General features: G+C 43.1%; 22 protein-coding genes. 11 read left to right on the top strand and 11 right to left on the bottom strand.

Features of this window, described 5'->3' with window-relative positions:
- Positions 1–11: 11 nt before the first annotated feature.
- The gene (locus tag GB993_RS03130; RefSeq protein ID WP_161003064.1) at positions 12–461 is read left to right on the top strand and encodes a MarR family winged helix-turn-helix transcriptional regulator; all 450 of its coding nucleotides are present in this window, start codon (positions 12–14) and stop codon (positions 459–461) included.
- A 101-nt stretch (positions 462–562) separates the two neighbouring features.
- Here GB993_RS03130 and GB993_RS03125 read toward each other — a convergent pair whose 3' ends face one another.
- Entirely contained in the window at positions 563–1090 is a 528-nt protein-coding gene (locus GB993_RS03125; RefSeq protein WP_161003063.1) for a hypothetical protein, read from the bottom strand.
- Positions 1091–1413: 323 nt separating this feature from the next.
- Between GB993_RS03125 and GB993_RS03120 the strand changes: the two genes are divergently transcribed.
- The 4 genes from GB993_RS03120 to GB993_RS03105 all read left to right on the top strand — a co-directional run bounded on the left by GB993_RS03120 (position 1414) and on the right by GB993_RS03105 (position 5601).
- Positions 1414–1626 (top strand): DNA-directed RNA polymerase subunit epsilon, encoded by a 213-nt coding sequence (locus GB993_RS03120; protein WP_017262050.1) that lies wholly within the window; start codon positions 1414–1416, stop codon positions 1624–1626.
- Between the two features lie 3 nt (positions 1627–1629).
- Positions 1630–3402 carry a ribonuclease J1 gene (gene rnjA / locus GB993_RS03115; RefSeq protein ID WP_161003062.1) on the top strand — a complete coding sequence of 591 codons (1773 nt, stop codon included), beginning with the start codon at positions 1630–1632 and terminating at the stop codon, positions 3400–3402.
- 175 nt (positions 3403–3577) lie between these two features.
- Complete coding sequence (locus GB993_RS03110) at positions 3578–4546, top strand: diacylglycerol/lipid kinase family protein (protein WP_161003061.1); 969 nt, start codon at positions 3578–3580, stop codon at positions 4544–4546.
- A 68-nt stretch (positions 4547–4614) separates the two neighbouring features.
- Positions 4615–5601 (top strand): ADP-ribosylglycohydrolase family protein, encoded by a 987-nt coding sequence (locus tag GB993_RS03105; RefSeq protein WP_161003060.1) that lies wholly within the window; start codon positions 4615–4617, stop codon positions 5599–5601.
- A gap of 72 nt (positions 5602–5673) precedes the next feature.
- On the opposite strand, the gene GB993_RS03100 is transcribed toward GB993_RS03105, so the two are convergent.
- The 3 genes from GB993_RS03100 to GB993_RS03090 form a co-directional block, all read right to left on the bottom strand.
- Complete coding sequence (locus GB993_RS03100; RefSeq protein WP_017262054.1) at positions 5674–5856, bottom strand: hypothetical protein; 183 nt, start codon at positions 5854–5856, stop codon at positions 5674–5676.
- 389 nt (positions 5857–6245) lie between these two features.
- A complete protein-coding gene (locus GB993_RS03095) occupies positions 6246–7769 on the bottom strand; it encodes a C40 family peptidase (RefSeq protein ID WP_161003059.1) in 1524 nt (507 codons plus the stop codon).
- Between the two features lie 574 nt (positions 7770–8343).
- The gene (locus GB993_RS03090) at positions 8344–9087 is read right to left on the bottom strand and encodes a glucose 1-dehydrogenase (protein ID WP_161003058.1); all 744 of its coding nucleotides are present in this window, start codon (positions 9085–9087) and stop codon (positions 8344–8346) included.
- 170 nt (positions 9088–9257) lie between these two features.
- On the opposite strand from GB993_RS03090, the gene GB993_RS03085 reads away from it, so the two are divergent.
- The 3 genes from GB993_RS03085 (at position 9258) to GB993_RS03075 (ending at position 10540) form a co-directional block, all read left to right on the top strand.
- Positions 9258–9716: a LytTR family DNA-binding domain-containing protein gene (locus tag GB993_RS03085; protein WP_161003057.1), complete on the top strand. Its 459-nt coding sequence runs from the start codon at positions 9258–9260 to the stop codon at positions 9714–9716.
- A 23-nt stretch (positions 9717–9739) separates the two neighbouring features.
- Positions 9740–10135, top strand: coding sequence for a hypothetical protein (locus GB993_RS03080; protein WP_161003056.1), 396 nt, complete (start codon positions 9740–9742; stop codon positions 10133–10135).
- Positions 10136–10276: 141 nt separating this feature from the next.
- Positions 10277–10540, top strand: coding sequence for a DUF2207 domain-containing protein (locus GB993_RS03075; protein WP_161003055.1), 264 nt, complete (start codon positions 10277–10279; stop codon positions 10538–10540).
- Between the two features lie 100 nt (positions 10541–10640).
- On the opposite strand, the gene citG is transcribed toward GB993_RS03075, so the two are convergent.
- The 3 genes from citG to GB993_RS03060 all read right to left on the bottom strand — a co-directional run bounded on the left by citG (position 10641) and on the right by GB993_RS03060 (position 13412).
- On the bottom strand, positions 10641–11525 hold the full coding sequence (citG, locus tag GB993_RS03070; protein WP_161003054.1) for a triphosphoribosyl-dephospho-CoA synthase CitG: 885 nt from the start codon (positions 11523–11525) through the stop codon (positions 10641–10643).
- Positions 11522–12085, bottom strand: a complete 564-nt coding sequence (citX, locus tag GB993_RS03065; RefSeq protein ID WP_161003379.1) for a citrate lyase holo-[acyl-carrier protein] synthase — start codon at positions 12083–12085, stop codon at positions 11522–11524. Before citX ends, citG begins: the two co-directional genes overlap by 4 nt.
- Before the next feature lie 178 nt (positions 12086–12263).
- Positions 12264–13412 carry an NAD(P)-dependent malic enzyme gene (locus GB993_RS03060; protein WP_161003053.1) on the bottom strand — a complete coding sequence of 383 codons (1149 nt, stop codon included), beginning with the start codon at positions 13410–13412 and terminating at the stop codon, positions 12264–12266.
- A gap of 182 nt (positions 13413–13594) precedes the next feature.
- Here GB993_RS03060 and GB993_RS03055 point away from each other — a divergent pair, with 182 nt between their 5' ends.
- Positions 13595–14053 (top strand): OsmC family protein, encoded by a 459-nt coding sequence (locus tag GB993_RS03055; RefSeq protein WP_017262063.1) that lies wholly within the window; start codon positions 13595–13597, stop codon positions 14051–14053.
- Positions 14054–14172: 119 nt separating this feature from the next.
- Here the strand turns inward: GB993_RS03055 and GB993_RS03050 are convergent, their stop codons facing one another.
- The 3 genes from GB993_RS03050 to GB993_RS03040 form a co-directional block, all read right to left on the bottom strand.
- The gene (locus GB993_RS03050) at positions 14173–14394 is read right to left on the bottom strand and encodes a hypothetical protein (RefSeq protein ID WP_161003052.1); all 222 of its coding nucleotides are present in this window, start codon (positions 14392–14394) and stop codon (positions 14173–14175) included.
- Positions 14395–14521: 127 nt separating this feature from the next.
- Entirely contained in the window at positions 14522–15313 is a 792-nt protein-coding gene (locus tag GB993_RS03045) for an alpha/beta fold hydrolase (protein WP_161003051.1), read from the bottom strand.
- A 155-nt stretch (positions 15314–15468) separates the two neighbouring features.
- Positions 15469–15804 (bottom strand): thioredoxin family protein, encoded by a 336-nt coding sequence (locus tag GB993_RS03040; RefSeq protein WP_161003050.1) that lies wholly within the window; start codon positions 15802–15804, stop codon positions 15469–15471.
- Positions 15805–16025: 221 nt separating this feature from the next.
- On the opposite strand from GB993_RS03040, the gene GB993_RS03035 reads away from it, so the two are divergent.
- Together GB993_RS03035 and GB993_RS03030 are read left to right on the top strand one after the other, a co-directional pair.
- Positions 16026–17654 (top strand): ATP-binding protein, encoded by a 1629-nt coding sequence (locus GB993_RS03035; RefSeq protein WP_161003049.1) that lies wholly within the window; start codon positions 16026–16028, stop codon positions 17652–17654.
- Positions 17647–18342, top strand: a complete 696-nt coding sequence (locus tag GB993_RS03030; protein WP_347877341.1) for a response regulator — start codon at positions 17647–17649, stop codon at positions 18340–18342. Before GB993_RS03035 ends, GB993_RS03030 begins: the two co-directional genes overlap by 8 nt.
- A 94-nt stretch (positions 18343–18436) precedes the next feature.
- On the opposite strand, the gene GB993_RS03025 is transcribed toward GB993_RS03030, so the two are convergent.
- Complete coding sequence (locus GB993_RS03025) at positions 18437–19435, bottom strand: NAD(P)-dependent oxidoreductase (protein WP_161003378.1); 999 nt, start codon at positions 19433–19435, stop codon at positions 18437–18439.
- Positions 19436–19454 lie beyond the last annotated feature (19 nt).

Genomic DNA, 19454 nt, shown 5'->3' with positions numbered 1-19454 from the left:
GGTAAGCAATCATGGCATTTTCACCATTAAACGATGACCTTATTGCCCAGTTAAACACCGCCTCAAGAAAACTAACAGCGTTGCTCGACGATCAATTACGGCCGCTTAATCTCTCGGCCAGCAATTATTATCTCCTTTTAAAGATCGACGCCAAAACCGGTTTAACACAGGATCAGTTATATAGACGGATTTATCTCAGCCCAAGCAACGTTACGCGACGGTTGGACCAATTGATCAACTTAGGCTTTGTACGCAAAGTCAAAACGGATACGGATCGACGAGCATGGCGCGTTTTGCTCACCGATGACGGTGCCCATTTGATTGACAAAATAAATGATCAGTTACAGCGTGTTAATGATTTGACCTTTGCAGGTCTCAGCAGTACAGAACTAACCTCTTTGTCGGCCATGTTGAATACAATTGACGACAACCTGAGTGAAAACTCGGCACATCATAATTAAATTTGAGTTAACAAAAACCGTTTTGAATTAGCAGTCGTGCTAGTTCAAAGCGGTTTTTGTTTTTAACTATACATATAAAAGCGACTTACTAGTGGTTATCCCTAGTGGTTTTCTTCAGCACTGGAGGCTGGCATTTTTTCTGAAGGGTTAAGTCGTTTAAGATCCTGAACATATTCAATGGTAGATTCATTCATTAAATAGGCAACATCAATGTGCAATTGCCCCTCAAATAACCACAAGTCAGTCACAACAAACGTGGGATGGCTCGTCGATAACCGTTTAACATGATTTTTAACCGCATACTCTCCCAGCGCATTGTTTAATGGTCGCCTTAAAGTGGGCAGTTGATCTGCCTGCAAATTGTCGGCAGTCATGCTGAACTCAAAGGCCATTACGCCGCGACCCCACACGTCAGCCACAGTGTCAGACGCTGTAAAATGATTTTGGTTTTGGTTCAAAGTGTGTTCGTCAGCCAACTGATTCAGTGCACTTGTCATAGCACTTTCCGTCGTCGCCTGAGCATCATTACGAACAATGCTTGTCGCCCGACGAATAATCAGACGATGAATATAATGATAAATTAAATATGCGAGGATAATTCCTATAATAATGATTAGTGCCAGTTTCATTCAGAACCCCTCCGTTTCTACACCTAATTTTACCATATCTTCTCATCAGTAACCGCTAGCTGACGGTAAATCAATCCGTATTTTCTGGAACTGATTTTCTAAACCATTGAATGCCCCTGCAAATGAGCCTGAATACGCTGGCAATGCGCCGTGTGAGTGTACATCGCGGGCCGGCTATGGTAATATTGAACTCAAATGTTGTGTTCGCGCAACCGCTGTTCGGGAGAAAACACCTTAATTTTTCGTTTGTTAACCGCCTCGCTTAGGTGTGACGGTTCTGTTTTTCATACAATAAAAATTCATTATATAGGAGATTTTTACACATGATTTTCAAAGTTTATTATCAAGAATCAAAAGTTCGTAACCCTAAACGGGAAGACACTCACTCATTATACATTGAGGCCGATAATGAGGCCGAAGCAATGAGCACCGTTGAGGCTAACACTGAGTACAATGTTGAATATTTAGAACCACTTGAAGGCAACGCTTTGGAATATGAGCAAAAAGGTGCCAACTACAAGTTAACGGAGTTTTAGCTTATGGCAAAACTCAATATTAAAAATAACGAAACCGCAGTATACGCAGTTGGTGGATTAGGCGAAATTGGGAAAAACACTTATGGTGTCCAATTTCAGGATGAAATCATCATGATTGATGCCGGTATTAAGTTCCCCGAAGACGAATTGCTGGGAATTGATTACGTGATTCCGGACTACTCTTACCTTAAACAAAACGAATCAAAAATTAAGGCGCTTGTCATCACTCACGGACACGAAGACCACATTGGTGGGATTCCATTTTTGCTTCAACAAATTCATGTACCGATTTATGCAGGTCCCCTTCCAATGGCGCTCATTAAAAACAAGTTGGAAGAACATGGGTTGCTCGAAACAACTGAACTGCACGAGATTGACGAAGACACTGTGTTGAAGTTCAGAAAGACGAGTGTCTCGTTCTTCAGAACAACCCACAGTATTCCCGATACTCTTGGTGTCGCAGTTAAGACGCCTTCTGGGACGATTGTTCAAACTGGTGACTTTAAGTTTGACCTCACACCAATCAACACGCCGGCACCGAATTTGCAGAAAATGGCAAAGCTCGGCGAGGAAGGTGTCCTATGTCTTCTCTCCGACTCAACGAATGCCGAACGGCCAGAATTCACTAAGTCTGAACGTTGGGTCAGCCATTCAATTCATAAGTTGTTTGATAAAATTGATGGTCGAATCATTTTCGCTACCTTCGCTTCAAACATTTCACGAATTGAACAAGCCGCCGAAGCCGCCATTGAACATCATCGGAAAATCGCCGTGTTTGGTCGGTCAATGGAAGCGGCCTTAGTTAACGGTCGTGAGCTCGGCTACCTTAACATCCCCGACGACGTGTTGGTTGATGCTTCCGAGCTTCGCAATATTCCAGCGAATGAAACACTCATTTTGTGTACTGGCTCTCAGGGTGAACCAATGGCCGCCCTATCACGCATTGCTAACGGCACCCACCGTCAGATTTCAATTCAACCAAATGATACAGTTATCTTTTCAAGTAACCCAATTCCTGGTAACACAACTAGTGTTAACCGGGTCATTAACGAATTGGAAGAAGCCGGTGCTGAAGTTATTCATGGTGCTGTCAACAACATCCATACTTCAGGACACGGTGGCCAGGTCGATCAGGAATTAATGCTTCGGTTGATCAAGCCTAAGTACTTTATGCCAATCCATGGTGAGTACAGAATGCAGAAGATTCATACACAACTCGCGCAGTTGTGTGACGTTCCAGAAGATCACACGTTTATTCTGCAAAACGGTGATGTGTTGGCTCTCACTGCTGATTCTGCCCGTGTCGCTGGTCACTTTAACGCCGGCGATGTGTATGTAGATGGTAATGGTGTCGGTGACATCGGCAACGTCGTCTTACATGACCGTCAGATGTTGTCCGAAGAAGGATTAGTTGTCGTTGTTGCGACAATTGATCTTAAAAACAAGGAAATTCAGGCTGGCCCTGACCTTCTCAGTCGTGGTTTCGTCTATATGCGTGAATCTGGCGACATGATTAATGAAGGTCGTCGGCGCGTGTTCCGTACGATTCGTCGTGCAATGCGCGATGATAACGCAACGGAAGCCTCGATTCGAACAGCCATTATCGATGACTTGCAAAGTTTCTTGTATGAGAAGACTGAACGTCATCCGATGATTCTGCCAGAATTGATTATGACCAGCACAAACACACCTCATAAAAAGGCTGTCGCACATCGTAATTCACCAGCACGGCGCGAAGTTAATGCCAAAGCTGAAACACAAGCAACAAACGAATAATAATCAACGCGATGCAAAATCGTTGATTGCTGCCGGTTCTTCATCAGAAGAACCGGTTTTCTTATGGGCAATGTTCTTTAAGAAACCTTAAACAACTGCTAATGGCCCCACTCCATTGGTCGCTCATTTCGTATACTGAATAAAGAGAAAGTGTTTCATATTGAGAGGAACTATTATGACCCGTCACTTTTACGTCATTTTAAACCGTCACGCTGGCCGCGGATACGCAAACAACGTTTGGCATACGATTCAACCACAGCTGGATCAACTGGGAATTGAATATCAAATGGACGAAACAAGACATGCTGAACATGCGATTCTTCTTGCTGAACAGTATGCGAAACATCATGCAAATGTCACCATGGGTTCACACATTGTTTTGGTCGTCGGCGGTGATGGTACTCTCAATCAAGCGCTAAATGGATTAAAAAAGGTCGATGTGGCAGCTCCTCTGCCATTAGCGTACATTCCTGCCGGTTCTGGCAATGATTTTGCCCGAGGTGCACAAGTATCCCGCAACCCTTCAAACGCGTTAAAACAGATCCTATCGGCTACTGAACCAGAAATATTGGACATCGGTCATTATGAAGAGACGACCCAACAAGAGCAACGCTATTTTGTTAATAATGTTGGCATTGGTTTCGATGCAGCAATTGTCAGTGCCGCCAATCACAGCACAAAAAAAGACTGGCTCAACCGTCTTCACCTTGGCAGCCTGGCCTATATTGGACAACTCGTCAAAGTGCTGGGACAGCAAACCGCCTTTCCGGTTACAGTTCATGTTGGTAACCGTCGTGATATTTTTGACAATGGCTTTTTGGTGACCACTAGCAACCACCCCTACTTTGGCGGTGGCGTTCCCATTTTGCCTATCGCAAACGTTCGTGATCGAAAGTTATCGCTCATTATCGCCGAAAAAATGATTTTGCCAAAATTCATTTTCTTGTTTATTATGATGGCTTTTGGACGTCATCTGAATTTTAAAAACGTTCATCATTATCAGGCTGATCATTTGCATCTAACAATATCGTCCTTGGAATACGGTCAGGTCGACGGTGAAGAGATGGGTAATCGTTTCTTCGATATTTATCTTTCCGTCGAACAGTATCCATTTTGGTTTGCTCCTACCCGACATTCTAAGTAATATCATTAAATTTTTTATCATTCATTTCATCGTGGGAAGTCTTACTAATCTCAGAGGGGGTCTTGCACATGAACCATACATCAGCAGCATTGACTGCAGGCATTTACGGTATCGCTATCGGCGACGCCCTTGGTCAGTCAACACAATTCAAAAGTTACGAAAAGTTGCAACAAAATCCGGTGCACGAAATGCTTATGGGCGCCTATCAAACATTGCCCGGCACGTGGTCAGACGATACTAGCATGACGCTTGCTACCCTAGCTGCGATTGCGGCTAATGCAACTGACACCATTATTCCATTAGAACCAGTCATGAATAACTTCATGGCCTGGTTAAACGATGCCGATTTCACACCTGTTCATGAAACTTTTGACGTCGGTAACGGTACTCGTCAAGCACTACGTCATTACAGTGAAACGCATGATCCTCGTGATGCTGGTAGCGCTGATGTCAAAAACAACGGTAATGGCGCCCTTATGCGTATGTTACCAGTCGCATTATGGGCTATTCACCAATTGGATGAAGGTCAAACGTTAACAAACCGCCCAGATCTAGTTGATCAAATTATCGGAGTTGCTGAGTTAACGCATCGACATGCTCGTTCAACAGTCGCCTGCTTGCTTTATTCCGCGCTCTTAACTAGGCTTATTGAATCAACTGGTTGGACCAGGCAGTTTCTCACCCAAGCGGTTCAAGATGTTCAGCAAATCGTCCAGAACCGCACTGAATTAGCCGGCGAACTGCCTCAGTACAATCGTCTTCTTGATCCTGCTTTTTACAATCTGACTGCCGCTCAGCTTAACACCAGCGGCTATGTCGTTGACACTACAGAAAGCGTCTGGTGGTTACTCAACCACTTTACCGATTATCATGACCTTGTCCTGAACGCAATCAATCTTGGCGGTGACACGGACACCATTGCCAGTATCGCTGGCGGTCTTGCAGCAGTTCGAGGGGGCTTGACGTCACTTCCGCGGGAATGGCAGGACGAATTGCTTGGGCGTAACGTAATTGCCAACACAATCCATGATGCACTTCGATCTGGCAAGTACTGAAAACTTAATTAAAGCAACAAAAAGGATGACCGCCAAAAAATCTGGCGATCACCCTTTTTGTTTGATTACATATTAATCTTCAGCAGCGTCCATGGCCTCGAGAATTGCATCCAGTTGGTCACACTTACCCCTGAGGGAATCGATCTGATCATGCGATGCCATCCGATGTGTTGACGCGCTCGATTCATCTTGAAGTTCCGCTAATTCATGTGTAGCTTCGCGGTATTCTTCAAGAATCTCTAACTTGTTACTCATCTTTAACACTCCATTTCATACTATAGGTCGACGACCCAGATTATGACGGTAGCAATTAAAGCTCCTTCAAATTCATAAGTGACTATAACACCTTTCGGCCAAACTGTGAACACTTTTGACCAAGGATTTTTTGCATCATTTTTGAAGTTTTTCAGTGCTCATTTTAAATTGATTTTGAGTTTTAAAATGTATATAACAATATTTTGTTCTAAAAGGATTTGTATCTGTATCGGAATGAACTGTAATCAATGCTTGTAAAACGTTCAACTGACTTCATAATTATTTTGTTTCCAAATTGTCATATTTCGACAATCAGTTAAATGTCATACAAAATAACTAGCGACGCTTACAAACAATCTATTTCAGCATCGTTGGACTATCCAAACATCTCACTGGCGCAAACTCCCCGAGAAACTCGGCATAAAGTTTTGACCATCCATCGTATACGTTTGCACGTTTTTACCTGGTTCAGGCGCGGCAATGTACTGACTATCACCAATTGCAATGGCGTTGTGGTAAGTTGCACCCTGTGGCCCCCAGAACAAAACATCACCTGGCTGAGCGGCGTTAACAGGTTGAGCGTTAAAGTACGCCTCCTGCGCGACAGTATTGTGCGGCAACGAAACACCAGCCGATGCGTAAGCCTGTTGAACAAGTCCTGAACAATCAGCACCTTGAGTTGATGCACCACCCCAAACGTATGGCACTTGTTGATTCTGATAATCAACAGCAGTCTGGACAACTTTTGTCCGTGTTGACTGATCCGCCGTGTAATTTGGTTGAGATGGCGTTGGTGCCGCACTGACTTCCGTTGCAGCAGCTTGTGACTTAGTTGGTTGGGCCGGTTCATCCATTTGGGTAGACGTCGATGCTTGATCAGGCGTTGACCGAACAGCTGCCGACGAAGCAGGTGCTGCTTGTGAAGAAACGGAAACCGCCCGCTTAGTTGTCGCATTGGATGTTACGACGTTTGAAACGTCACTATTAGATTGACTCTTCAACTGCGACGTCGAACTGGAAACGGACGTTGCCGCACTGCTGGTCGTTACTTTTGAAGAGCTCAATGTCGCGGTCTGTGTTGAAGTAGCTGTTGAACTAACGTGAGATGTTACCGTTTTGTCTGCTGCCAAAGTTGAGATGACATTGTTAGTCGTAACAGCCTTAGTCTGTTGGCTTGTAGGTGCTATAGATGTCGTGGCTTTACTTTTGCTTGCAGATAACACAGACACCGAATCAGTCGCTGATGTCGCAGCAGAAGTAACAACCGTTGAACTCAAACTGTCCGCACTAGCATTAGCGACTTGGTCGGTTGAGGTTGACTTAACATCACTTTGCACGACGTTATCATCTTTGGTTTGATCAACTTTAGTATCAACTGCAGACACAAGGTTGAGCGTTTGGAGAGTATTGTTATCCTCACTTGGCGCTGCCGACGCATCCATTGTTGACGCTTCACTACTTGTTGGTTGCAAAGCCTCCAAGGACAGCTTCTGACCAACGTGAATAATAGAACTAGTGAGTTGGTTATTGGCCATCAGTTCATCAACAGTGGTGTCCTCTGCGGCCGCAATCGACCATAAACTGTCCCCGGTTTTAACTGCATATGTATGCTGTTGCGACGTTTGGACGTTGACGGTGCGTAAAACTGGTTGCATTGTTTGAACTTTAACGTTGTCCAGTGCAGCATTATGTCCCTTGTAAATGACAGAAGTTTGACGATCAGCACCGTCCTTAACCTTATTTAAGGTTTCTATCGATTGTAGTGGCACATGCGTGTGTCGCGTATAACCTAACGGTACGTCGTTTTTTTGCGCCTTGATTTGTGATGCAAATACTGATGATCCACCAGCTGCTAAAATGGCACTAACGGCCCCAATCGCAGCCAGAACACGATTACTTTGTTCTGTTCCCATTCTCAGCACTTCCCATGTAGTCTGAATTATGCTCAAAACATTAAGAAAAGTTTAAGCATGTCATATGTGTAGTATAACAGCCCTTTAACCAAACGGAAACCTCAATTTTATATGAATTGAAAATAAAAATGTGTCAATCAATAATAGGCGCTGTGCAGAACTATTATAGGCAGCACATCACTATTTAAAATGGGTTATTGTTATATACATTTAAAAGCAAAATTCGACAAGTGTGCCTTCTGCTAATGCGCTTAAAATGTTACTTCTCCTTGCGTAGCGGCACCTAAATATTTAGCAACAGTGTCAATTATCTAAAGTGGTCTACCTAACTCATGAATAAAAATTGCACCATACAATATGCGTTTTTAAGGCATAACCAGTGCATTTACACAATCTGTGGTTAAGGCCACGGAAAGAAGCTTTTATCAGCGTCTTCATAATCAACATTGTCATTAACAAAATTCGTTGATTTCAATGTTCAGTGCACTGGCATTAATCAGCCTTAAATCACTACGACACGAAAAAACGCTCTCTAGTTTTTTAGAGAGCGCTTAATTGGTCTATTTTAATAAACTTAGGCGTTTTGTCCACCATCAATTGTAAATTCAGCGCCAGTAGCATACTTCGATTCATCAGAGCCCAGGAAAACACAGATATTGGCAATGTCTGACGGCTGTCCCATTTCTCCAATTGGAATTGTCTTAACAACAGAATCACGAACCTCTTCCGGAATGATTGCTGTGTCAACCCAACCTGGGTGCACAGAATTGATTCGCACTTTCAATCCTTCATGGGCTGCAGATAGAGCCGCTGCCTTGGTCAACAGTCTTGTACCACCTTTACTTGAAGAGTATGCCGCTGCCATTGGTAAGCCACGGAGACCGGCGACTGAGGAAATGTTGATAATTGAACCTGCGCCACCATTCTTCTTCATCGCCTGAATACCATATTTAACACCTAGGAAATTCCCGGTAAGGTTTACATCGATCACTTGCTGCCAATCAGCTAATGATAAGTCTTCAACAGGGCCATTCTTACCGCCAATACCGGCATTGTTGACGACAATGTCAACTTTTCCAAATTTATCTTCAGCCGCTGAGATAACCTTTTTCCAATCATCCTCTTTGGCCACATTCTGCTGAACAAACAGGCCTGCGTCACCTAATTTACTGGCAACCTTTTGCCCGCCATCAACATTATGATCTGCGGTCACAACAACTTTGGCTCCTTCTTTAACAAAAGCCTCAGCAATGGCTTGCCCAATTCCTGCAGCGGCACCCGTAACAATGGCGACCTTACCTGATAAACGCTCTGACATAATCTTTCCTCCTAGTAATTGATAACATTATTCTATGCCCAGGTACGGCAAAATGCACCCTTTTTGAACTTCATTGCCACTTTCACCAGATTTCGAACCGTTCACGCGCAAATCATTGTTTTTAAGCCGCTCGTTTAATAAGCTTAGTTCATCAAATAGAGGTGATTCATATGAAAGTCACGTATAAACAAATTGATCAATCCGACACTTCCGTTGTCGTTTATGCCCGAGCGCAAACGGACAGTGTCACTAACTTGATTGGCTACATTGCCGAATATAACGAAGGTGACAATCAAATCGTGATTCACGAAAACGGTCGGATGAGCATTATTCAGATTGCAGAGATCATCACAGTTGAAGTTCAGAATAAGGACCTGACGATCACGACAACGAGCAACATTTTCCATGTTCGTGGCGCCCTATCAAAAATGATGGAAAAACTCACACAACCTTCTTTTGCCTTAGTCTCACAGTCCGCGACCATCAATTTAAGGTACTTGGACTCATTGGTAGCTTCTTTTTCTGGAACAATGACGGCACATTTAAAAAAAGGTCAGCAAGTCGCTGTTTCGCGACGATTTGTCCCTTTATTACGCCAACGCATTAAAACATTGCAATCACAAAAGTAAATAACAGCTTTGGAGGTTACATTATGGAACAAAAAATGATGAGCTTATTTAAAAATTTTCTCACGTCATTTTCAATTGGTAATTTTTTTATCGTTTTAAACCTGCTGATTTCGCGAATACCGCACGTTCGTCAACTGATTCTTGAGGTGTGGCTATTTTGTTTAAGCCTCACATTTGTCAACCTACTACAGTGGTTGTCGATCAAACCAGTGATTAAATATGCGTTGATTATTGTGTTTACATCAATTATCTATCTGATCTTTGCCGGCATTTTTCACTGGATGCCTTTGACGACAGTTAGCACTTCACTCACATTTGTTGGCTTTGCCACTTGGTATATTGTGTCGTGGCTCGGATACTGGCTGTATTCACGCTGGTTAGCTAATAGTGTGAATCACGACTTAAAGGCGCAACAGTGATTTTCTACCATAAAAAAGTTATTATCGCCGCGTCAGATTTATAACGAATGGAGAATAACAGATGATTGCTTTTGAATGCCAACAGCATTAAATTAATAATATAATTAGTTTTATCAAAAAAACATGTCTGGAGGTCTGATCATGTCAGATAAAAATAATGCTGAAAAAGCTATTGATTCAACGCCAGCAGGAGCGGGTACCACTTTAGGAGCTCAGCAAGGCGTACACGCAGAACATAATACAACCGTTCAGCTTATCGCATTGTGGATTGTTATTTTCACATTGATTGGTGTATTGATTGCTACTGTGTTCGGTGCTTTTGCAGTTATGAACATAATGTTGGGCCTAGCGGTGCTTAGCGGCATTGTTTACGGTTTAACGGAATGGCGATTCGGCAAAAGATAACCCTATTTATCAGCATTTTGTTATTAGCAACTATAAAAGGACACAGATCAAATGACGATTATTGTAATCGCTTGATCTGTGTCCTCTTTAATTTTCAAACTTAACGAAGTTGTCCCTCTAACAGGGCAAAGTAAATCGTTAAAATAAGCAGATCTGCCGAGCCACCGAGACTCAAATTACGTGACAAAAATATTTCGTTCAGCTGTTTTAAGAAAACTTGACCAGCTGATGTTCGACTGCCGCCTAATTCGAAATAATGATTACTTTGAACGTGCATCCAATCAGTGATTTTTGCGTCACCAGCCCGTTTGATTAAATTTGAATCATCCGTGTTGCCGGCAATGCGCATTAATGTATCAAGCAAACGTTCCATCGTTGTTCCCTGACGTTGTCGTAAAAATGGCAATGCTAGTTCAACCACAGTTGGGAAGCCCGCCTCCGCTTCACCACGAATACCAGCCTTACCATACTTTAGAAATTGACGTTCACCGGCTGTTAGCAACGCCGGTGAAGTCGCCTTGATCTTTTTGAAGTCATTTTCAGTTAATCCTTGAAGCATTTGCTTGGTAATAGCAATAACTTCATTTGTCGCATATTTGCCATTAACAGTTAGTTGCTGTGCTGTCGCCGCAACTAATACGCCCAATGAAAAGATCGCACCCTTATGTGTGTTCACACCATTCGTCGTTTCAAACATCGTCTGCTCGGCACGCTGTCCCAAACGTCGCAGCTGACCGAACAGTTCAGGTGGTTTATCTTCCGTTTGTTCAAAATACTGACCCGCAAGCGCACATTTGTGCAAGTATTCCTGTAAACTGGTCGCACTATCAATGAAAGTAAACACCGTCATATCAGGATGTGGCCCAGCGGAAACAGGATCAACTAACCCCGGCTTTGGATTCACAGCTACTTCATAAAGGAGCGCCCGTTCACCTAATTGTGAAAGTGTTGACGCCAACTGTTGAGCGCTCAAATCAAGTGTCATAGCAGCTGTCCTCCAAAGTAAGTCGTATACATGTCAGCAATGTGTGCCTGCAATTCTGTCACGCTGTGGCGACGCGAACGAGCACAATCTTTAGCCGGCCGACCGCAAACTAAACAGGTTCGCGCCGGCAAACCAAAGTTAGTCCGGGATAACGCTCGCGCACCACCGTCCCCACCCATCAGTACATCGGCATCAAATAAGCGGCCAAGTGTAAACTCATCTTCAAACGAAACTGCCAATTTTTTGACCTGATCGGCTTTCATATCAACGACATAAAACGCTTCGGATCCTGTTGGACGGTCCCAATGTTCGTCATCAATGATGACATATTGGCGTTGAGTCATCATGCTTCTCAACTGCGCATCACCGGCTTTGAACAACTTTTCTAAGTCACTGTTATTTTTAATTGGTCCGGGAATATTCATTTTTAAGGCTACCACTGTTCTTCCCGGATATTTGGCGATCAAACTTTGTTGAAGTGCCACGCGCTCATCTTTGTTCGCCAACACATCAGCGATTGTTTGGGGTTCACCAGTTGAAAATATATCTTCTGCCACGATTTTCTCTCCGTTCCTCTTCAAATTACGGTTAACAGTTTACGCCTACCCGCCAATTTTGTCTTGTTCGTTAATTGATACTTGTCAATAACAAAAGACTGCCATCAGCGTCTTTTGCACCAATAGCGGTCTTTAAATTTAATGCATCTTTTAACTTTAAAAAGCGGATTACCCGTACAAATTATTTCGCAAAATCGACAACGGCCTTAGCAACTGTCTGAACAACCCCATCATCGAATACTCCTGGTACAATATGATCTGCCGTCGGATGTTCTACTAAGCTAGCGAGCGCCTTAGCCGTTGTTGCTTCTAAAACAAACGTGACGTGTTTAAGACCACTGGCCAGTAACCCCTTATATAATCCTGGAAAGACCAAAATGTTATTAACCTGGTTTGGATATTGACTAGAACCTGTCGCAATAACCGCTGCACCGGCCTCTTTAGCAACTGCTGGATCAATTTCAGGCACTGGGTTGGCCAGGCCAAAAATAATCGGCTGATCGGCCATATTGCGCACATCATCACCGGTTAACACATTTGCGTCAGATAATCCGACAAACACATCTTGGCCTTTAATACCTTCTTGCAATGTGGTGCCAGTGGTTTGTGTGCCCAATTCTCGCGCCAAACCACGTTGAAATTTGTTGTAACGGTCATCATCAGGTGTAACGACACCATGGATGTCAGCTAGTGTAATGTGTTTCACGCCTGCAGCAAACAATAATCGAGCAACTGCAATCCCCGAAGCACCAGCTCCGTTAATCAAAATGTGCAAATCGTTAAATGGTTTATTCACAACCTTGGCTGCGTTCAAAAGGCCGGCCATCACCACAATAGCAGTTCCTTCTTGATCATCATGATAAACCGGAATATTGAGTTCTTTGCTTAACCGGTCTTCAATCTCAAAACATCTTGGCGCTGCAATGTCCTCTAAATGAATACCTGCAAAACTGCCAGCAATATTTTTAATCGTGCTGACGAATTCGTCAGTGGATACCTGAGCAACTGATAATGGCAACGCGTTAACACCCGCTAAGTCTTTATATAGTAACGATTTACCTTCAATAACCGGCAGTGCACCGGCCGGACCAATATTACCAAGACCCAAAACAGCCGAACCATCAGAAACCACGGCTACCAGCTTGCCGCTTAACGTATAGTGGTCTCGTAAACTTGGATCTTTGGCCAACATCTTTGAAATTGTCGCAACCCCTGGTGTGTACGCTTTGCCCAAATCCGAGCGATTTTTAATCGCCATTTCAGACTCAATGCCAAGAACCCCATTATGTAAAGCATGCAACTTTAATACGTCATCTAATTGATCCGCCATGTGTGCACTCCTTCGTTTATTCTGTTTCTAATATACACCGCTTTTAAAAAATATCAAAATTGATGGATTTTTTTAAAACATTTTAACAGGCTTAGAAATAACAGTAAGGCTAATTGATTGTTGTTTTATTGGTCAGTCTGTGAAATGAAGCTGTTAATATAATTCGCTTGGAGGGCTACAAAATGGAAAAAGACGCACGACCACGGACAACATATCATACGACAATTGTTAACGAAGACGGCGTTTCTGGTCACACATTTGCTCAGGGTAAAAACCGTGTCGATCTACAGATTCGGAACACAAACGATGACACGAATGGGACTAATCCTGAACAACTGCTGGGAATGGCCCTAGCTACCTGTTTGAACGCTACCTTTGAGGCCATTGAAAAACGTGATGGTTATGAACATCAAACAAAGGTACGAGTGGACGTTGATCAAGCTCATGATACACACGGTCTTCAATTCTTTGTTGACGTTTACGTCTACATTCCAGAATCAGAAGTGGACCGTAAAACCGCACAGGCGTGGTTTGATCTCGCAGAAAGTCGCTGCCCTGTGTCAAAATTGGTTCGCGGTAGCGATAACGTCACGTTCACGCTCGTTGATGCGTGGGATGATGGTGCAAGTACTGTTTTATAAAAATTGCCAGCAACACCAGTATCACGCCATATAAAAAGCCAATCCTCAAGCCCGAGGACTGGCTTTTTGTGTCTACCATCTAAATAAACGATATTTAACAATCTCGCTCTTTATTGGAACTAATAATTCGAACTAACCCAACCACAGTGCAAATGAATATAACACCGCTTGCCTGCCGCAAAATCTGCAGGGGATAATTCAAATTCAAAACCACAATTATTCACGTGGCGAATGCGCATTGGCATTGTGGGATGACCGGTATACGCCGTTTTCCACTCGTAATCCCGCCCATCTGGCGCTTCCGCCAGCACCTGCTCAGCGTAATTCAATGTCTTCTCCATTGCTAACCTGCCTCCCTTATAAGCAAGATGAACAGTTTATTGTTTGCTCATAATATCACATAGCTTTAATTTATCCAAATAACTCGCTCAACTTAAGAGAGAGCGGATGGCCCCGTTTGTCGGAGAATCATGCATGTGGTAGTTTTTCCAGAAAACTCAACAATGCCGCATTGGTTGCCGCACTTTGTTCTGCCATCAAGATATGACCAGCATTCGGAATAATAACTGACTGACCGTGAGCTGCCATCTTAGCAGTTACAGCGGCAAATTCGGGATTAAAGTATGGCGATTCGCCGCCCGCCATCACTAACAATGGCACGTTTAACTGGCGAATCACATCACGCCAATCTGCAAAAGCATGATCAAACAAAAATGGTTCATTAAGTGCTGCATCATATGGGTGCGTGGTAGCAGCGGCCGTTACGAGTTGATACGTATCATCGTCAATATGCTTAAATGTAGACGGTCCCAACGGCATTCTAAAAAAGTCTGGAAAGTCAGCCCAAGTTACATCTTTAAACCCAAACTTCCAATCCGCCTCATTGATCATTTTGGGACTTTGATCTAAATCAATCACTGCGGTGACGTTTGCATCCCCAAATAGTGACAAATAAGCAAAAATAGTCGCTGCACCCATCGAATTTCCCAGCAAGATAGGCTTTACGAGGTGCAATTTATCGATCACTTCCGCAAGATCCATACCGTGGCGGCTAATTCTTAATCCTTTGGCAGTATGTTGCGAAGCGCCCTGATTACGGGCGTCCACATTGATGACCCGATAGCCAGCTGAAACTAGTGCTGAAACCTGGGCGCGCCAAATTTCTTTTGCACCGCCCAGGCCAGTCAGAATAACAACCGGCTGTCCTTCGCCCTCATCTGTATAATCCAACCTGACGTGATCACTCGTGGTTATTATCATGTCTGCCTCCCTAATGCCTTCATTGTCATTAGCATATCACATGCCATCTAAATCCCCATGCTTAAAATAATCAATCATTCCTCGACAATTACAAAAAAGGTCAATCCCGACAAGCGGCATTGACCTTAATCGTTACTGTTCAATTCTGGACACGCTTATGCCGGTTGTCCTTCCAACTTATCAATGAAGCTTTCAACTTCTTGACGTGTCTTCCGATCAGCGTTGGCAAAACGACCAATTTCCTTACCGTTTTCAAACGCAACAAAGCTTGGAATACCCATGACGCCAAGTTCTTGAGCGAAGTCGATATTTGCATCACGATCCACGTGAACCCATTGATATTGATCGTACTTGGATTCAATTTGCGGCATCACTGGTTTAATAAAAGCACAATCAGGGCACCAAGTGGCGGTAAAGAATAGCATCACTTTGCCATCTTTTTTAATAATATCGTCTAGTTGTGCATTACTTAAATCTGTCATTGGTGTCATTAAAAAACCTCCTAGATCCTGACATAGTTATTATTAAACACGTCGAGATCTTTCCTAAAAGTTACTTACTATTTTATAGTGTTTCTCAAAAAAGTCAACGATTGTTTGTTCAGAAGCAAAGCTCAATACCATCAATTATTTTCCGTTCGGATGTCTTAACTGGCTAGCACACCTGTATAATTATAGTATCAACCTATTTTAACTGGAGTCAATCAATCATCATGCAAAAAAAATCTAACCATCGCAAATGGTCGCTACGCACAACGATCATCTTAGTGGTTTTATTAACGGTCGCAACTTCTTTATCCATCGCTGCACTTCTCGTACTACACAACGTTGTCCAAACGCAGCAACGGAACATTAAACAAAACATCCGCAGCACAGCCACAATTGTTGCCACAAGTACGGTTGTTAGAGATAATTTAACGACTAAACAGCCATCGGCACATGGCGACATTCAGAGATACACCAAGCGAATTCAACGAGCCACTCATGTCGATTTCATTGTTGTCATGAACCGTCGCTTAATTCGTTACTCACATCCCGACACCCGCGTCATTGGTCATCGTTTTAGTTCTCCAAAAGATGCCACCAAGTCTCTAACTGGTCAAACACATTTTTCTCGTGAAACAGGTGTACTAGGAAATGGTTACCGAATTTTTACCCCCGTTTACAATGCTAAGCATCAACAAATTGGTATTGTCTGTGTCGGTTTAACAGAAAAATCGATCAATAGTGAAACACGGTCTGCCGAGTTGCCCATTGTCATTGGATCATTACTGGGCCTGATCATCGGCATCATCGCTGCTTGGTTGCTAGGAACCCATATTCGTCGCCGGTTACTAGGAATGGAACCCCAGGAAATCGCTACTCGTGTGACTGAATTATCCGTTATCAATGACAGTATGTCTGAGGGTCTCATTGCAATTGATCAACAACGGCGGCTGATCAGAGCGAACGATATCGCAAATGAGCTGTTTCCGACCCTGACAATTGGTAATCCACTTGACGACGACCTGTTTGACGCTCTATTTGGTCAGACGTTTAAGGGTTCAAAAAGCACAATTAATGAATCCGTATTAGTACAGTCTAAAGAATTAATTGTGTCGACGAGTCCACTGATTTCTGCTGGCAAACGCCTAGGTAGCATGGCATTATTACGTGATCGTTCTGAATATCAACTACTGGCTGACCAATTAGCTGGAACAACACAATATATTCAGGCCCTTCGAGCGCAAACACATGAATTTATGAACAAACTTCAGGCCGTTTCCGGTCTAATCGAATTGCATCAATATGATGAAGTTCAACGATTCATTACCAATACGTCAGCAGATTATCAAGCCCAATTCGGAAACCTCAACAATCATATCCAATCGCCAGCAGTTGCTGGATTTCTCATGGGAAAATTAAACCAAGCTCATGAACAGCAAGTCGCCTTTACTATCACACCAGATAGCCTTCTTCCCAAACAAGTTGCCTCGGAAGCCCTAAGTGTGGACCTAATTAAAGTCCTTGGAAACCTCATTGATAACGCAATTGACGCTGTTAATAACGATAACAACGTTAAATCAGAAATCACTTTGTCAATTAATTATGACGATGAAAGCAATATCCTAGTCATTGAGGTAACAGATAACGGATGCGGAATTTCAGAAGAAGTTAAAGCTCACATGTTTGAACAACATTATTCAACCAAGGGACAAGATCGCGGTTACGGTTTAGTACTCGTTAAACAGGTCGTTGATGCCCGTGATGGCTACCTATCTGTGACCAATAATCAACCGCAAGGCACTACTTTTTACGTTGAATTACCACTCTCTAATCAAAAATCGAAGGGCGATGACTAATATAATGAATGTTTTAATTGTGGAAGACGATCCCATGGTCAGTACGATTAATCAACAATATCTAAAAAAGATTATTCCATCAGCCCAGCTAAGTCTCACAAAGACCGACAATGGCGCTCACGCATTGTCGATTCTAAAGCAACAGCCAATGGACCTCATGTTGCTTGACGTCTATATGCCCAAACTGTCCGGCAGTGAGGTTTTGACAGAGTTAATGCGCCTTGAAATACATCCCCAAGTGATCATGTTAACGGCCGCAAATGATACAGACCATGTTAAGACAGCTATCGACTATGGTGTCCTCGACTATCTAATCAAGCCTTTTACATTTGATCGCTTTGAACAATCAGTGACCAAATTCTTGCAAATACACCAATCACTTAAAAATACGGGTCCCCTGGCACAAAAGGACTTAGATCAATTATTTACAACTCCCTTTTCGCAATCCTCTCAGTTACCACAAACACTGCCTAAGGGATTGTCCCGATTGTCACTAGAACGTGTGCTAACAGCGATTCAACCTTTACAAGCGCCCTTTTCCGTTCAAGATGCTGCACAGGCGGCCAAGCTATCCCGAATTTCAACAAAAAAATATTTAGACTATTTAATCGACACACGTCAACTATCTTCCAGCATTAAATACTTAGCAGTTGGACGTCCTCTAACCGTTTACCAATTCGTGAACTAAATAATTTCTCTGAGTCGATTTCGACGCAATCAGCGATGAAAAAGCGGCCCACCAATTTTAATTTGGTGTGACCGCTTTTTCGTATGTGCTATTTTTAATCTAACTTCACGTCATTATCAGTATGACCGTTAGCTAAAACTTGTTCAAAGTTCTGATAGCTAACAGCAATCATATCAGTCAATGCCGGTTTGGTATATGAACCCATATGTGGCGTCATTAAAACGCGAGGATAAAGTTCACGGAGACTTTCGACGATTTCGTTTGGCAATTTACCACTAAACTGATGACCAAAAATTATTTTTTCGTCTGGCAAAACGTCAGTGGCAAAGCTACCAAGTGTGTCGGTTTGTAATGCTTGCAGGACAGCAGCGTGATCCACCAGTTCACCACGCGCTGTATTAACCAAAACCGCGTCATTCTTCATTTTTTTCAAAAAGTCTTCGTCAACCATATTTTCATTTTGACCTGGGAAATAAGGCACATGAATCGACACAATATCTGATTGCGCCAATAGCTCATCAAGATCAACAAAGGTAACAAATTGACGCGCAAAATCCGAAGGGTAAGGATCGTAACCCAGTACCTTTGCACCCATGCCTTTATACAAACTCGCTTCCGTCGCGCCGATTTTTCCAGTACCAATAATTCCAACCGTACTACTGTGCACTTCACGGGAAAATAATGCAGGAGCCACCGTAAAGTCACCCTCTTCAGCATGGCTCGTGGCCAATGTCGTGTGACGCAAGGACATCATCCCCAGTGTCATCGCTAATTCTGCTACTGCATATGGTGAGTATGCTGGGACTCGTGCAACTTTCATGTTATAACTAGCTGCTGCCTTCAGGTCAATGTGATTAAAGCCAACCGTCCGAGTGAAGACATATTTAATGCCCCATTCATTAAACTTAGCCAAATTCGTGGCATCGGCCACACAGTTGGCACGCAATAATACGGCATCTGAACCCTTAGCAGTTTCGACATTCTCATGTGTTAACAAATCGCTTATTAAGTTTAATTCATACTGATTTTTATTTAAATCGTTGAAATACGACACTTCGTTTGAACGAACACCATATGCTGTAATTTTAAACATCATTATCCACCTCAACCTT

Source organism: Furfurilactobacillus milii (assembly GCF_009864005.1).
Lineage (GTDB): Bacteria > Bacillota > Bacilli > Lactobacillales > Lactobacillaceae > Furfurilactobacillus > Furfurilactobacillus rossiae_B.
The sequence above is the reverse complement of the archived record's forward strand: the minus strand, read 5'-3'. Positions and strand labels throughout refer to the sequence as shown.